Annotated in this window: 12 protein-coding genes; 7 read left to right on the plus strand and 5 right to left on the minus strand. The window is 35.0% G+C overall.

The features are described 5' to 3' along the window. Positions 1–77: 77 nt before the first annotated feature. Complete coding sequence (locus tag V7122_RS05165; RefSeq protein ID WP_438824719.1) at positions 78–1,295, minus strand: ATP-grasp domain-containing protein; 1,218 nt, start codon at positions 1,293–1,295, stop codon at positions 78–80. Positions 1,296–2,047: 752 nt separating this feature from the next. On the opposite strand from V7122_RS05165, the gene V7122_RS25710 reads away from it, so the two are divergent. The 4 genes from V7122_RS25710 to V7122_RS05185 all read left to right on the plus strand — a co-directional run bounded on the left by V7122_RS25710 (position 2,048) and on the right by V7122_RS05185 (position 5,362). Then, the gene (locus V7122_RS25710) at positions 2,048–2,422 is read left to right on the plus strand and encodes a glutamate ligase domain-containing protein (RefSeq protein WP_438824162.1); all 375 of its coding nucleotides are present in this window, start codon (positions 2,048–2,050) and stop codon (positions 2,420–2,422) included. 95 nt (positions 2,423–2,517) lie between these two features. Continuing rightward, positions 2,518–2,994: a hypothetical protein gene (locus tag V7122_RS05175; protein WP_335348328.1), complete on the plus strand. Its 477-nt coding sequence runs from the start codon at positions 2,518–2,520 to the stop codon at positions 2,992–2,994. Between the two features lie 174 nt (positions 2,995–3,168). After that, positions 3,169–4,491 carry a YheC/YheD family protein gene (locus V7122_RS05180; RefSeq protein ID WP_335354382.1) on the plus strand — a complete coding sequence of 441 codons (1,323 nt, stop codon included), beginning with the start codon at positions 3,169–3,171 and terminating at the stop codon, positions 4,489–4,491. 94 nt (positions 4,492–4,585) lie between these two features. Beyond that, positions 4,586–5,362: a YheC/YheD family protein gene (locus tag V7122_RS05185; RefSeq protein WP_335348190.1), complete on the plus strand. Its 777-nt coding sequence runs from the start codon at positions 4,586–4,588 to the stop codon at positions 5,360–5,362. Between the two features lie 143 nt (positions 5,363–5,505). Here V7122_RS05185 and V7122_RS05190 read toward each other — a convergent pair whose 3' ends face one another. Both V7122_RS05190 and V7122_RS05195 read right to left on the minus strand, forming a co-directional pair. After that, entirely contained in the window at positions 5,506–6,930 is a 1,425-nt protein-coding gene (locus V7122_RS05190) for a C40 family peptidase (protein WP_335348191.1), read from the minus strand. A gap of 325 nt (positions 6,931–7,255) precedes the next feature. Then, on the minus strand, positions 7,256–8,596 hold the full coding sequence (locus V7122_RS05195) for a YheC/YheD family endospore coat-associated protein (RefSeq protein WP_335486162.1): 1,341 nt from the start codon (positions 8,594–8,596) through the stop codon (positions 7,256–7,258). Between the two features lie 310 nt (positions 8,597–8,906). Between V7122_RS05195 and V7122_RS05200 the strand changes: the two genes are divergently transcribed. Continuing rightward, the gene (locus V7122_RS05200) at positions 8,907–9,680 is read left to right on the plus strand and encodes a YheC/YheD family protein (RefSeq protein ID WP_335525999.1); all 774 of its coding nucleotides are present in this window, start codon (positions 8,907–8,909) and stop codon (positions 9,678–9,680) included. A gap of 130 nt (positions 9,681–9,810) precedes the next feature. Here the strand turns inward: V7122_RS05200 and V7122_RS05205 are convergent, their stop codons facing one another. Beyond that, positions 9,811–10,797, minus strand: a complete 987-nt coding sequence (locus tag V7122_RS05205; RefSeq protein ID WP_335353379.1) for a C40 family peptidase — start codon at positions 10,795–10,797, stop codon at positions 9,811–9,813. Between the two features lie 763 nt (positions 10,798–11,560). Here V7122_RS05205 and V7122_RS05210 point away from each other — a divergent pair. Together V7122_RS05210 and V7122_RS05215 are read left to right on the plus strand one after the other, a co-directional pair. Further along, positions 11,561–12,511, plus strand: a complete 951-nt coding sequence (locus V7122_RS05210; protein ID WP_335346617.1) for a dimethylarginine dimethylaminohydrolase family protein — start codon at positions 11,561–11,563, stop codon at positions 12,509–12,511. Continuing rightward, on the plus strand, positions 12,508–13,470 hold the full coding sequence (locus V7122_RS05215; RefSeq protein WP_335346616.1) for a glycosyltransferase: 963 nt from the start codon (positions 12,508–12,510) through the stop codon (positions 13,468–13,470). The genes V7122_RS05210 and V7122_RS05215 overlap by 4 nt, the downstream gene beginning before the upstream one ends. Before the next feature lie 303 nt (positions 13,471–13,773). Here V7122_RS05215 and V7122_RS05220 read toward each other — a convergent pair whose 3' ends face one another. Next, positions 13,774–15,180, minus strand: a complete 1,407-nt coding sequence (locus tag V7122_RS05220; RefSeq protein WP_335353377.1) for a UDP-N-acetylmuramoyl-tripeptide--D-alanyl-D-alanine ligase — start codon at positions 15,178–15,180, stop codon at positions 13,774–13,776. Between the last annotated feature and the right edge of the window lie 17 nt (positions 15,181–15,197).

Genomic DNA, 15,197 nt, shown 5'->3' on the forward strand with positions numbered 1-15,197 from the left:
AAAATGACCCTGGATAAAGAATCCAGGGTCATTTTTATAATAGATTTTAATGTTAATAACACAATGCTAGAAAATTATTATTTCTTTAAGTGGAACTTAATTTCGTTTACAGCATTTTTAGCAAAACTCTTTGCTTCCTCCATGCTTTCCCCCGCAGCAATTACATAGGCATATCTATGCCCCATCGATAGAGGAGGAATCAGCAGCGTTCCTTTTCTCGGTTTTACATATACATCAACGACTCCAGGGGATTTTCTAGCTCTACCCTTCCCAGACACTCTTTCTAAAATTCCCTTTTCTGAAACAATAAGGTATTGGGTGAACACGAATTTCTTATGTTTCGGTACTAAGGAAGGGCTGCCCCCTAATTGTAATAACAGTGTTTCTTTAACTAAATTAAAGCCAAAAGCAGCTTGTATCATTTTATTCATTGCGCCTCCGGAAATTCTCGGATTGATTTCAATGAGCTTCCACCCATTCTTACTACGTCTCAATTCCAGATGCAAGGCTCCATTGACAATTCCAAATTGATTAACAATAGACTGAAGAACCCTAGCTATTCCCTTTTCAATTTCGTCAGGTATTTTCGCCATTACCCCATAGCCCGTAATAATAAATCTCTTCCCCTTCGTAATTTCTTGCTCAATAATGCCAGCTATCATCACCTTACTTTTGTAAACGACTGCCTCTACCAAATACTGGTTTCCATCAATATATTCCTCTATAATAATGGACTCTTTCGGCTCTCTTTCTCGCAACATGAGTGTATGCTTTTTTAATTTCTCTTCATTTTCGGCTAGCAGTGCATCTTTTGAACCCGTCGAGTTTGGCGATTTGACCATGACGGGAAAATTAAGCTTTGATAGGATTGATTTGAAAGAGATCTCCTCTCCGGGTTTAATGATGATAAATTTAGGCGTGTAAGACTTGTTCATTAAAAATGATCTTGTTTCTTCCTTGCTATTCATCTTTTGAATAGCTGTTGACGAAAAATAGTTCTTACAAAATTCATCACAAAGAAGGGAGGCAATATGAACATATGAATCTATAAAACTGACAATCGTTTTTAATTCCATCCCTTCTGATTTTAATCGCTTTATTTCCTCCTTCATTTCAGAAAGATTATCCGTATCAATAAAGATCATTTTATGAACATCCGTGTACTCTTCCCTCTGCTGCATTTGCTTTTCGTTTTTAGTAAAAACAACGGTGAAGAAACCTAGGCTCTTAGCTGCCCCTATGGCATCTCTGCTTGAACCCGATTTATTCGTGCCTATAAAAAGTATCGTCTTCAAAAGGCCCACTCCCTATAAAAATTTAAATCAAACTATCTCGATATATATGTTTATGAAACTTACACAAATTTGTATGGTTATCTATACTATACAAGCAATTTATTATATAAAAGCTGCTTTACCTTAGAATCAAACTGAATAGCCGATATGTGTGATAACGCTCAAAACACTAAAAAATCACTAGTTATCTGCACAAGCAATGTAAGTGACTGAACATAGTATATTAGTAAGGAAAGGAGTGAAATTTACAATGAATCGCCTCTCTGTGAAGGAAATCAGAACGATTATAGACGGGAAATTAATCAAGGGTTCTGATCATGTAGAAGTCCAGTATGGCGCCTAACGGCTTAAACATATAAAGAAAAAAATACAATCTTATTTGCAAAATATAAAATAAGAAATTGGGATGATCTAAAAGAGTTTTTTCCGTTAGTACTTGTCACACATAAAAAGTACGAGAATAATTGCCATTTGGATAATCTAACCATTTTTCCAAGTGGAATCTGCAGAAAAGGCATACTGGGAGTTTCTAAATTATTACCGAAACCAGTTTGACATTCCTATTGTTGCCGTAACCGGGACTTGGTTAGCACCAAGTTTATAATGCGTTGGCTGCTCTCGCCGCTGTCCATGAAATGGGTATGGATCTTCAAGAAGCTGCTAATCGCTTGAAATCATTTCGAAAATTTGATAGACAGCTCCAAGTGGTTGAAGGGATAAATGGATCGACACTGATAGATGATACATAGAGCATAACTTCCACTTCTTTAGAAGCAGCAGTAAAAGTATTAACACAGCTTGGGCAAGACAAGAAAAAAGTCGCAGTAATTGGAAGCATTCTTGGATTAGGGCCTTGGGGTGAACCTATTAATAAGCAGGCAGGAGAAATGATTGCCATACATGATGTCGATATTCTAATTGCAATTGGGAATAATTTAGCACGTATAATGGCAGATCAAGCAGAGAAAACCAACCCGAAAATGCAGGTCTACACTTTTAACAGTAATAGGGACACTTATCGCCTATTAAAAAAGATTGTAGATGAAAATTCAATTGTTCTATTTAAAGGAAATATGTATGCCAATGACATAATTGAATTGGCAGCAAAATTTCGGAAGGAACAGTAAATGTAAATCGGACTTTAAATTAGGACAAACACTGTGCCACTTCTCTTAAATCATTAATAAACTACAATATTCCAAATAGAAAGGGGGGGAAATAAATGGGTGTAATTTGTACGTGTGGAGTTTTGGTTCAAAATCCTCAAAACCCAAATGATGAAGCTGTTTCAAATAATAATAATGTTAGATTCGTGGGACAAACAGGAACAGTAAACGGTAACTTGTTTTACATGGCAGATGTTTGTGTCACAAGATTAGCAACTTCATCTCTATCTTTAAGATTTGAAGAAAACGTAACCACACCACCTGGACCAAACAACTTCACGTTTACTGCAACTTCCATTACTTCTGTTGTGTGTAATCAGGAAGGCCAAAACTGCAGCATCACTGTAACTGGTACTGGGACAGTCAGTGGTCAATCAGGAACCTTTGCTTTTGAAGCAGTGTTTAGAGACATGGTTGGACAAGCACAGGTTGATAATGTTCAAAGTTTTGTAATTACAGGTTTCTTTAATCAAACTGGCGCCGCTCCTATTGATCAAGGCTCTATTATTGCTCAAGGCTGTCAAGAATTGTAACAGCCTTAGAACTCTCGGCATTTATGCCGGGAGTTTTTTCTAGACTATTAGGAAAGTCTAAGTGTATTAAAGTAATATTGAATTTAAAATCATGTTTCTGCTTAGGATATCGCATAAGAAAAAACTCTTTGTCTGAATAAAATAATGTATTAACAATTTTGGGAGATGGGAACATTGAAGCCCAGCAAAGGTCGAATGAGTCAATATAGAATATTAAATTCAGATGAAAGCCTCTCTAAGTATCTTTTAGAAACTGATTTATTTTCTGAAGCATCATTATTTTCATTTTTAGAAAAGTATAAGTCGATTGTCATTAAACCTGCTTTTGGCTTAGGGGAAGTCTTTGTTATCTCTGAAAACAATAAGTTTAAGATTTTCTCAGAAGTGAATGAGGATACATTGATCAATAGAGAAGATCTTTATCAGTTTATTAAACTAAATAAATTAAAATATAAGAATAATATTATTCAGCTATCAAGACCTCAATCAGGTTTATTTCAAAGTCCATTCCACCATTATGTAACTGTTCACCGAAAATCACCTACAGCAGAGTGGCTATATATATCTACAACAGAGAAATTTCGTACTATCTTCGATAAGTATTTTTATATGTTTTTCATCAAAAAAATGAAAAATTTGTCCCTACAGGCAGCAAAAAAACTAGGAGAGTCCTTTCCTGATTGTCATACCGTTGTCATTGATATTATATATGATCTGAAAGGACGGATATGGATTCAAGATACAATGCTGCATTTTCAAAAAAGTAAATGGAACCAGTTCCAAATACTCTCTAAAAATCATACAATTTCTCCATTTGTACCGAAAACGGACTTACTTACAAAAGTCACCTTTAATGAATACCTTAATAAATATAATGATATTATCATTAAGCCTTGTGTTGGCCAACAAGGTTTAGGAATTGTAAAAATTACTAAGACAGATCCTCATACCTTTGAAATCCACTCAGGAAGAACAAAGCAAACAAAATCAAGCATGGATGAAACCTTTGATTTTATTCATACAAAATATCATTCAAAGAAACCTTATCTTGTTCAGGAAAGATTAGCTTTATCAGAAATAAACGGATGTCCAATAGATATTAGAGTCATTGCCCAGAAGGTGGATTCATCCTGGAAAGTAACCGGAAAAATCGTAAAGGTTGCTGGAGAAGGTTTCTTTATAACCAATGCTGCACAGAAGCTATTGAATTTTGATCAAGCACTCCAAAACTCAAACTTATCAACGACAAATATGAATCAATTAGAAGATGAAATAGACAGAATCTGTATTTCTGCAAGCAAACAGTTTGAAGAAAACCATCCTAATATTCATATAATTGGGTTTGACATTGGGATTAGCTCCCAAGGGGATATTTGGATTATTGAAGGAAACTATAATCCAGACCTATCCATGTTTTCGGGACTAGAGGATAAAGATACGTATATGTATATAAGGAAAATCATCAAGCGTCAAAGAAAACATACTGACTTAAAATAAAAGATATTTTTTTCTAATTCACTTACCCAATCGGGATTACTGTTATATCCATACAATAAGTGTATAACCATAACATATAAATGAGGTGTGTGTATTGAAGGAACGTCTTGGAAAATGGAGGCAATATTCGCTATTAAGTAAACATCCTTTACTCAATAAGTACATTCCCGAAACAAAGCAATTTACAATTAAAAACCTATCTGAGTTACTGGAACGTTTTGAATATGTCTATTTAAAAAATGATAGAGGCGGGCAAGGGAAAGGAATTTTTAAAGTTAATAAAAGGAAAGATGGGCCCTACTGTTTCAATGGCTATACACTTAATGGTAAAAAAATACAAATGGAAGTTAAAAAGATCGAAGATTTCCTCCCTGTACTGCATCCAATTGAGAGATTCGGGGGATATATTGTTCAAGAAGGTGTCCATAGCTTAACCCAAGATGGGTTCCCGTTATCCATTCGGGTACATGTTCAAATTCTCAAAAGAAAATGGCTTGTTGGAGGGTTGTATGGAAAGATTGGGACAGAAGAAACCAATGAGAATGGAGTCATCAATACAAACCGCGGGGCTCAAATTATGACAATAGATTCATTATTATCGACACACCTAAAGATGCACAAAACAGAGAGGGAAGAAATGATTAATTGTATAAAGGAAGCTTCTGTTATAGCTGCCGAAATAGCTGCAGCGGCATTTCCACAAATAGAGTATGGAATTGATTTTGGTATTAGCAATTACAAGGATCCTATTATATTTGAAATAAATACAAGCCCTGGAGTCGGGAATTTTTCCAAAATTGGTGATGGGGAAATGCGAAAGCGAATTAAAGAGATCAGGAGAATGCACCTAGAAGGGAATTTTGGCATTTAGACATATATTTTTAATTTAAATCGAAGTCAGGATCTTTCAAATATAGTAAGAAGCATTCGCAGCCATTTCGCAAACGAATGCTTCTCTTTATTTTTTCCTTAAAGTCATGTACAATTTAGAATCCAACCGAGTATTTCATTCGATTAGAGTACACGCTTAGCTGTTACAAAGTTACTTTTAGACCAATTAGATTCTAAGCTTTCTTTCACAACTGAACCTGATTTAGATAAATACACATATTCATTATTTCCAATATAAATAGCGGCATACTTAATTTTGCTTCCCCCGCTTTGCTTTAGGAAAATAAGGTCACCCTTTTGCAATTTATCTTTTGGAACTTGTACACCGTTCACTGATTGCTGACTCGCTACTTTTGTTTTCAGGTCAACACCATGCTGTTTAAAAATGTAATAGGTGAAGCCTGCATTTGTGAAGGTTAAAGATTTTTCATCGTAAACATTTAATTGGTGTTTCACTTTATTCATTATGCTTAATGTATAGTCTACAATATTATCTTCTTTTTTAGATATAACTGGTGTCTGAACTATTTTGTTTTCATCTGTTTTAGGTATAACTGGTGACTGAACTACTTTGTTTTCATCTGTTTTAGGTATAACTGGTGACTGAACTACTTTGTTTTCATCTTTAAAAACGCGCTTTGCCGTAATATAACGCTGATCATAATAATCAGATAAAAGGACTCTCGAACTAATTCCTTCCGAACTAAGAACAAGCATACGATGTTCCCCTGTGTAAATAGCTACTCTTGAAGGTGTGCTCGACCCTGCAGAAGTGCTAAAGAATATCAAATCGCCTTTTCGTAAATCTTTCCGTGCTACCTTTTCACCTAAGTTCATCAAATCTTTGACATAGTTTCCTTTTACTTCAACGCCATTTTTTCCATAAACGTATTTTACGAATCCAGTACTCGTAAATTGCATTGCTTTTTCGTTATTAACCTTGCCCATTGTCACTTTATTCATTAAATTGTAGGAGAGGTCAGCAATATTATCTCCTTTTGTTGCTGGGTCTGAAGGAAGTAAAGCAGGGATTACTCTTCTCGCAGTCATATAATTATCTCGATAATAGGACGTGCTATTTAGATCAGAAATAACAACATCTAGTTCTGCGTTTGCCATATGTATAATTTTATTATCTCCAATATACAACCCTACATGATTTGGGTTTTTTGATGATGGGTTATTTTTGAAGAAAACTAAGTCGCCTTTTTGCAATTCATTTTTCGGAACGTATGTCCCTTGGTGAACCATATAAGCTTCGTCACGATTACCTAGATCTATCCCATTATTCTCAAAAATAAACGCGATGAACGAAGCACATCTAAACTGGAGTGTTTCATAGTTGTGTTTTGAGGCATATGTTGCTTTTCCTATTAAACTCTTAGCGAGACTAATTATGTCATCTGCCTTTTTCTCAACCACTTTTTGGCTCTGCTGTGTGGTTGTTGCGGCTGAGACTGTGACTGGATCCATCATGATCGGGGCTGTCGCAAAAGTACTTAATCCAATCGTGAATGCTAATGTAGTTGTAACTAGACGCTTGTTCATTTTTATCCTCCTGATGTAGTTATTATTCTCGAATACAAATTTTATCATATAGGGAAATTGTCACACGTGGTAAAACTTAACATTATCCAACATGCCCCCTACGAGGCCTAGACATTATTGGGTTATGGAGAAACTTTACATTTCCATTACAAGTGTTACGTCAAATATTGATTGCCACTTTTCAATATTTGTGATTGAAAAAATAGATTAATAAGCAAAAAGCGTCAGAAACCGAGGAAACCTCTACCCTCGGTTTCTGACACCATGTTCTTACTGCCCGTTAATGCGAGATAAATTCGGTTTGAAAATGAAAAGCCCATCTCGATCATTCCAAATGATCCCCGAAACCTGCTACCCACTTTGAATAGTGTAAGGCGGCTGCTTGCGTATGGTAATAAAGCTGAAAATCATTGACATCCAGAGCAATGCTCATATCTGGATACCGATTATTTATTTCAATAATCCAGAGGTTTTTATCTTCATCCATGCCAATATCAACACCTATATATGCTAAATGTATCTCTTTCTTCTCCAAAAATTTACAGCATAAAATAGATAATTGCTCAATTTCTTTATACTTTTTAAATGCCTCATTGAAATCATTGTTATAAATTCCAACTAAAGTATTCCACGTTTTCTCCGCTGAACCTCCGCTTGATATGTTGCTGACTATACTTTCTTTAACTCCATACCTTGTTATCATACCAGGGACAACCCAGGATCCGTATTGGTCTTTAACAACAATTACCCGAAAATCTATAATCCGATTATTAGATTTTAGTAAGGGGATCCTTTTTTGAAAAATATATTTTTTTAGATCCAATTCTGTCACCAAATAATTTATCACTGCATCCCAGTTATCTAAAATCGTGGTCATGTTTATTCCATTTAACCGGTAATTTAATTTATATTTTTCCCCATTTTTCTCCAACTGATAAATTCCCTTTCCCTGACTTCCTGAAATAGGCTTTAAGTAAATACATCCGCTTTCATCTATTAGCTTCTTTACTTCCTTGAGATTCACCGCTAAACCAGTCTCAGGCAGGCTTCGGCTTAATTTATCACTCATAGAAAGCCATTGCCATATTTCCCATTTATTAATAACATGGGAGTTAAAGTATTTAGATCCTACTAAATTCTGTATTATCATCCTGTCAGCTTCCTTTAACGTCTTCCTGCAAAATAAAACTGAAGGAAATGGAAAAGTCCCTTTCGTAAATTCATTTTCAATTGGATTATAGGCAAAACCATTAACAATCTTGTTCTTTTCGTCAATCCCATCATAAGTTACCAATAAAATGAGACCGTTTATATGCTGGTAATCAATTAAATATTTTTTAAAGTGATCTATATTTCTCTTAGTCATTTCATTTACTTTCCCTTTTATAAAAAGCCCAATAATAGGGCCGATTAATAGTGTCTCTTCCCCGACTATTACTTCATAGTCAATAGAATCTGGAAGCGAAAAACCTGCTACAAGGTCAGCTGATATATGAATAACCGCTTTATCTTGCTGATGCTTTCTTAAGGTTACCCCAGGTTTTTCTATAATCCCTATTTTTACATTAATCACCTGAAGCTTAGAGATTGATAGCTTTTTTAATACAGTCGAATGAAGTGAGATTGAATGGCTAGTTGTGTGATCAGTTATGATGGTAAACTTCATCTAATCCCTCCCTCTAAGCGTAATAAGAATAATTTCTTCTTTCGCGTTGGAAAGATTATCCTCATCAATAAAAATGATCGTTTTAAAAAGACCCACGCCTACAACAATTTAATTAAATCCAACTCGATATATATTATGAGATTTTTTTATTTTTGTATGGTTATCTATCCTAAATCAAGCTACTAAACAAAAAGCAGCGTTTGTATGGCCTGAATCATTTTAATAATGCCTAAAAAAAGCTCATTAGTTATCAGTACAAGCAATGTTGATATATTGAACATAGGATGTTCCAAAGGAGGTGTATTTATTGATGGAAAGATTAAGAAAATGGGATCAATATATACTGTTAGGTAATCATCCCTTAATCTCAAAACACCTTCCAGAAACAAAGCTTTATACGATCGAAAACCTATCTGATTTACTAAAACGTTATGAATATATCTATTTAAAAAATAATAGAGGTGGTCGAGGGAAAGGGATTTATAAAGTTTCTAAAAATAGCGATGGGCTCTACTGTTTTAAAGGCTATACCCTAAATGGTGAAAAAATTCAAAAAGACGTCGCCAAGATTGAAGATTTCCACCCCGTACTACATCCAATTGAGAGATTTGGAGGATATATTGTTCAGGAGGGTATTCAGAGCTTGACTCCGGATGGGTATCCTCTATCTATTCGAGTTCATGTTCAAACTCTTAAGGGAAAATGGCTTGTTGGAGGAATGTACGGAATGATTGCAACGGGGAAAACAATGGAAAATGGAATAATTAATATGGACCGCGGAGCCCAAGCTATGAAGGTAGATAAATTGTTATCGGTACATTTGAAGATGGATGAAACAGTGAAGAGTAAAATAATAAATAGTCTAAAGAACCTCTCCACTTTAGCAGCTGAAGTGGTCTCATCAGAAGTTCCAGATATAGAATTTGGAGTTGATTTTGGTATCAGTCAAAGTGGGAATCTGATTATATTTGAAATAAATACAAGCCCAGCTGTCGGCCTTTTTTCCAAGATTGGAAAAGGGAAAATGGGGAAACGCATTAAAGCTATTCGGAAAATGCACAAAGAAAGCCAAAACGACATTTAGGCAGATTTTTTTTGCATTTTCTAAAGGAATTAAAAAGAAGCATTCGCAGCCATTTCGCAAACGAATGCTTCCTGTATTTTTTCTAAATGTACACAAGTGATCCTATCCTACGTATTTTAGTTTTTTTCTATTAATACACGCGCTTAGCATACATATAGTGGCTGTTATAATAATCGGATAACAGAACTCTCGAGCTAATTCCATCTGAGCTTGGCACAATTATACGGTGTTCACCTGCATAAATGGCTACCCTAGACGGTGTGCTAGAACCTACTGTACTATTAAAGAAAATTAGATCACCTTTTTTTAAGTTTGAGCGCGATACTTTTGTACCTAATTTTGATAAGTCTCTTACTGAAGTTTTTCCTAAGCTAACACCATTTAATTTGTAAATATAGTTAACGTAGCCCGCTCCAGTAAATTTCATGGATCTTTCATCATTAACACTGCCCATTTTTACATTATCCATAAGATCATAAGCATCTTCAATAATGTTATCTGATTTAGTTGGCGGGTTAGATGGCATTAAAGACGGCAGGACTCTACGTGCAGTCATATAATTATTTTTATAGTAGGAAGTACTATCTAAATCGGAAATAGTGATGTTTAATTTTGTATTTGCCATATGAATTATTTTATTATCTCCAATATAGATCCCAGCATGGTTTGGAACGGTTGCTGTAGCTGACCTTCTAAAGAAAACTAAATCGCCTTTTTGAAGTTGACTTCTAGGCACATACGTCCCTTGCTTAATCATATAATCTTCATCACGGCTGCCTAGATGAACACCTTTAGATTGAAAAACAAAGTCTATAAAAGATGCACATTTAAATTGGTATGGATAAGTATAGCTGTAATCTCCTCCATATGTCGCTTTCCCTATTAAACTCTTAGCAAATTTTATAATTTCATCAGCCTTTGCTGCAGAAGCTTGCTGATTACTCGTAGAACTAACTGTTGCTGCAGAAGCTTCTATCGGCTGGAAAGGCGACGGAGCTTTCATTGCATCTACTGTTCCTGCAGAAACATTCATCGGCTGCATAACGGATGGAAAGGCACCTAAAGAACTTACTCCTAGCGCAACTGCGAGTGTTGTTGTAACTAAACGCTTATTCATATGTTACCTCCTGGTGTGTGTTTTGTATGACTTGTCCTGATTTTATCATGGAAACGAAAGTGGCTTTTACCACCAAATATTTCCGGTTGGAAATATTACAGACTTCAAACCTTGTCCCCATGGGGTTTACCGGAGTTATTTACAGTTTAGTTACAACCAAAGTAACATTGGAATCCTACGGAAATAACCATATATTTCAAATAAAAAAAATCCATGTACAAAGCATCGGATGTTCGCTAAACAAAAAAAGGGCCGGGCGGTTTTGCCTGGTTTTTCTTATTTAGATGCAAATAAATGTAACATATTTCATAATTTTTAATAAAATTGGAATAAGGGATTGGAATTGCAAATTGGATTGGAGGGTAGCCTATGTGCAAATCTGAGTCTAGTATGGAAACCAACATGTGCCTGATACTACGCCAATTCATCGTCCTATCCATCAACCATCCGACAATTTTTCGGGAATACAAATCCATCACACCTGCTAAATAAAGCCATCCCTCATATTTAGAAATAGGACAAATTGTTCTATATATTATGTAATTAGCCTATTTAACCTCTCCCCAATTGTCGTCTATACTTCAGAGGATTTCTACCGTATGGAATTAAAGAAGCTTAATGGAATTCCCAACCAATTAAAGCAAATTCTTAAAATTGTTTTAACCAATTTAGATCTCAAAACTAAATTAATATTAACTAGTAAACTTAAGAAAATAGATTATTCAACAGTTACAATATATTTTATCAGAAAGGATGATAATTTTTGAAAAGTATTGTTGACTCTGCACATGGCGGCGAGGGTTGGGTAGGACGCAAAGAATATCATACAGAAGAGATTGGAACAATATGGAACGAATTTGGGTTATCTTCAGAGACGGATGTATTAAAGCATGTATTACTACGCAGACCTGGAAAAGAGATTGAAAACATTGAAGAGCCTAATTCAGTACTTTGGACATCCATTATGGATGTTGAAAAAGCTCGATTTCAACATGACCAACTTGCTCAGGTTTATAGGGAAAATGGTGTCAAGGTTGACTATATCATTGATGATAAAGCAAATTACTTCCCCAATATAATATTTGTTAGGGATACATTTACAATGACATCAGAAGGTGCTATTCTTTCTCGATTAGCTTCTCAAGTTCGAGCTGGTGAAGAGCAAATATTAGCGAAAACAGTATCTCAACTTGGCATACCAATTATTGCGAGCGCTCACAATAATATGATTTTAGAAGGCCCTGACATAGTTATAGTTAACCCAGACTTAGCGTTTTTAGGTATTGGATTACGTACAAATGATGAAGCTGTTAAGTTTGTATATAATTTACTTAAATTACAAGGGATTACAGAAATTAAAGTCATCCAGACTACCTACGGGTGTGGACACCTTGATGGTGTCTTTAATCTAATCAATTCAAAAAATGCTGCTTTAGTTCCGAGAAGGGCATCATATGAAATTTATTCTACTTTAAAACGCCATGGGTATACCATTATTGAACTCACAAATCTTACAGAGGTAGATGAGAAAATGTCAATTAATTTCATTACCCTTAATGACGAGGCAATAGTGATCAATAAAGGTGCAAAAGATAGTATTGGTAAATATAGATCTTGCGGAGTAAATTGTATTGAAGTTGATTTAACTGAGCTTATGAAAGGAGGAGGTTCAGTACATTGTCTGACTGGTGTAATCAGGAGGGAATGTAAATGAAGATATCTATATTAATACCAATCAAATTACAATATAATGAAAAGAATCTTAGTGACTTTGTGAATCATATAGCCTCTTTGGCGGTCGCATTAAAGGAGGATGATTGCCAAATTGTGATTGCAGATGAAAGTAACTGCAAAGTCTATCGTTATATAAATAATAAACTGAAATTTTTTAACAATGTTAAACATTTTATTCCTAGTGAAGATCTTCGTACTGGTGATAATGATAAACTGAACGGAATCTATGCAGGATTAAATTATGTAATTTATGATAAAGTATTGTTAATTGATGACCATTATCGAATAACGAGGGAAACTCTAGCGAAAATATCCAAATACTTCGATGAGTATGACTGCTTTAAGATGATGCCAAAGTTCGATAAATTCCCTTTCACTGTCCTTATCGACATGTGTGGAATGTTTATTATTAATATACTAGATAGACGGAAACAGTATTGTGGACATTTAGCATTCAGGAAGGAGCACATTTCAAAAACAGGCTTCCCAAACCGGGATGGTTTATTTGATGAGTTTATTCTCGAAGAAAAATTACGTAATTCTGGTTACTCGATTGGTTTTGTTAAAGATGCTTCTTTAGAAGCGACTCAAGACATTCCATTTAATAAATTTCTAGAGCAAAGAGTTCGTTACGCTTATGAAAATTTGGCCATGCCATTTCGCTTTACTCTGTATGCACTTGTATTACCTATTATTTTACTTTTACTTATCATTTCTCCAAAGGTAGCTGGTCTATTTTGTATAACTATAACAATCATTGTTCTATTATTAGCTTGTATAGGTCAAATTCTATATGGTGCTAAAATTCTTCCATTTTTCACATTTTTATTAAGTCCTCTATGGTTCTGGTTTTATCCATTTACGACTTGGATTGCAGTCTGGAAGTATTACTCAGGGGGGGTTAAGTTTGGTGGAAAAAAGGTTAGAAAAGCAAAATGAATTAAAGCATATTTCATTTCCATTAACTCATTTATTTCCGTTCTTAATCTCTCAATAGTAGCTTCCATTTCCGCAATCCCATTCTCTAATTGCTCATAATACTGGGCACTTTCTCTTTTACAGTTCATTTATCACCCGATTAATATGGGATTCTCCCACAATTTTATTCCCTTAAAAAAGGACGTATTATTTTTAATGTCACACGGAAGAATCCATAAGCATAAATAACTCTATTAAACAAATGAAAAAGACAAACCAATAGGTCTGCCTTTTTCATTTGAATGGTTTTATAACCCCTTGTCCCTATTTTCTTTTCAACAAATTAATGAGTGATTCTAAGTCACAATATTTACCGGAGGCTTTGAAGATAACGATTGATTTAGGCGGTACAATTTGAAGCAAATCCTTTTTAGCTTCATCTGCATGTTTATAGTAAGATAATTTATCAGGGGAGATGCCCTTTGATTTAGCTCCATGACAATATTCTTTCGCCCATTTTCCGATCGCTACCAATTTTTCAATCGATAAGTCGCCGATTATTTCCCCTGTTTGATAATGGACTTTTTTGGCGTATGTTTCATTGGTATGAGGCTTCTCCATATCTCCTAAAACGAGAATAATGGGTCTCTTAGGCAAATATGGGACTTGGTTCAATAATAGGTTAGTGGAATCTGGATTAGCATTTACATTATCATGGATGACCGTAATATCATTTGGGCAAGAAAGTATCTGCAGCCTGCCCTTTACTGGGAAAAATTCAGCAATCCCCTGTTGAATCTTCTTAATTGGTACTTTAAGCTCTACCCCTACGGCAATTGCCGCTAATGCATTCATAATATTATAACTGCCAAATGTATTCATCATACAGTCAAATTCAAAGCCTTTTCCCTTTACAGTAAAGAAGCTTTGAAAATTTTCATAATATACATTTGTTGCTCGAATAGTATTCCCTTCAGAAAAACCAAAAGTAATAATTTTCCCCGGATACTTAATTTCTTTTAAATATTCCGCGCAGTTAGGATCATCTCCATTTATCACAAGGATACCCTTTGGAGATAAATACTCACCCATTTCCACCTTAGCTTTAATAATGTTTTCTATTGTACCAAGACGGGGTAAATGTGCCCGATGAATGCATGTAACTACTCCAATTTGGGGTTGAATCATTTGGCTGGATAATCTCATCGTACCGAACCCCTTCATCCCAGCTTCGAGAACAGCCGCTTCATGTCTTTCTTCCAATTTCGATAGGTTAAATGCGACCCCATCTGGAGAATTATAATTGCCTGCACCTATTAAAGTGGAATATTCCTGTTTAAGAACGCTGCCGATTAATTCCTTCGTGGTTGTTTTCCCTGAGCTTCCAGTCACCTGTGTAATCGGAATAGTAAATTGCCTACGGTATAATCTGGCCATATTTCGATATGCTTTTTTTCTATTATTTACTTCAAGAACACCAATTCCTGCTTGAGCAAATTTATCGATTTGGAATTTGTGTTGTCTGCTAACAATAATACCAGTGGCTTTTCCCTTAACCAACCTTTCAATCAAGCTATCCTCATTCAAATCGTGGCGAAATAAGAATACTAGACTAAAAGGAGAAGGGTTTTTATGACGATTTGTAAAGCCTTTAATCGGTTTTTTAGTCTTCCAACTTGCGATTTTACACTGTATAACCGATGCAATTTCCTCGATCGTAAAATCATGCACTAATACTCATTCCTTTC

Source organism: Bacillus sp. JJ1532 (genome assembly GCF_036965085.1).
In the GTDB taxonomy this organism is placed as follows: Bacteria; Bacillota; Bacilli; order Bacillales; family Cytobacillaceae; genus Cytobacillus.